This is a genomic window from Erwinia sp. AnSW2-5, from assembly GCF_045107195.1.
Classification (GTDB): domain Bacteria; phylum Pseudomonadota; class Gammaproteobacteria; order Enterobacterales; family Enterobacteriaceae; genus Erwinia.
The window spans coordinates 1-1,138 of record NZ_JBJGXA010000053.1; the positions used below are offsets into that span (position 1 = coordinate 1).

The following is a 1,138-nucleotide window of genomic DNA, read 5'->3' on the forward strand; positions in this document are numbered from 1 at the left end:
GGCTGAGAAACCGGAAATCTCAAAAAGTGTGTGGAACTAAAGCTGGGTTACTTACAAGGCGGCTGAACGCCCTTTTCAGCATGCGGCTGACCAGCTCCATCTCCGGGCGGCGTGACGTTGCCCACGCCACGATTTCCCCGTTGAACAGGTCCAGTACCGGGGAAAGATAAAGTTTCTGGCCCGCTACGTTGAACTCCGTCACGTCGGTCACCCACTTCTCGCAGGGGGCCGCGGCTTTAAAGTCACGCTGAAGAACATTTTCCGCAGCAGTACCGGCGTTACCCCGGTAAGAACGGTATTTCTTCTGCCGGACGGGCGATTTGAGCCGAAGCTCCAGCATCAGCCTGCGAACGGTTTTCGGGCTGAGCGACCACCCCGCCTTACGGATAAGGCAGTGGATTCGACGATAACCGTAGCACCCGTTGTGCTGGTGAAAAAACGCGGTAATAAGCCCCTTCACCTGCGCATATTTATCGGCAACCTCCTGCCGCGCACGCCGGTAATACAGGGTGCTCTTCGCCAGCTGCGCCGCCCGCAGCAGGTCGGGCAGGGCGTGTTCTTCGCGCAGGGACAGCACTATTTGGGTTTTTTCTCCTGAGCCTGGCGCTTTTTTTCCAGAAGATGCTCCTGCATGGCCTTCAGGTAGGCGTTTTCTGCCCGAAGATAACGCAGCTCTTCCTGCATTTCCTCCGGGGTCAGGGGCTTCGTCTGTTCTGCCGTTCTGGGATGACGTTTCACTCTTTTGTATCTCCCCCGGTTATCCTGATGCAGGGCATCGGCCCCGCTCTCCTGATACAGTCTGACCCAGGTGGCGACGGTTGTGAATGAGGGGATATTAAACAGGGCCGCAACGGCGGCCGGGGAGTCGCCCTTCTGTAGGGTATGCAGAACAACGCGCAGTTTAAATTCAGGGGGATAGTGACGCTTCTGTGCGTGGCACAGGGCCTGTTCACCATGAAGTTTATATAAGAGAACCCAGCGTTTAAGGTGGGTTGGAGGAAGGACAAACCTTGCTGCCGTCGCCTTAATACCCGCATGGCTGTCGAGGTAAGAACGGACTGCAGCAAGTTTGAATTCAAGGGTGTATTTCATGTACTGCACCTTACTCAGTTGGGTGTCCAACTTTTTGGGTGCAGTT

At 55.7% G+C, this 1,138-nt stretch carries 2 protein-coding genes; both read right to left on the reverse strand.

All coding sequences use genetic code 11. From position 1 onward, the window contains the following. Window positions 1-19: 19 nt before the first annotated feature. Complete coding sequence (locus tag ACFL9S_RS23220) at window positions 20-577, reverse strand: IS3 family transposase (RefSeq protein ID WP_405264230.1); 558 nt, start codon at window positions 575-577, stop codon at window positions 20-22. Continuing rightward, on the reverse strand, window positions 577-1,138 hold a 562-nt coding region (locus tag ACFL9S_RS23225; protein WP_405264231.1), incomplete at its 5' end, for a transposase. The genes ACFL9S_RS23225 and ACFL9S_RS23220, both read right to left, overlap by 1 nt.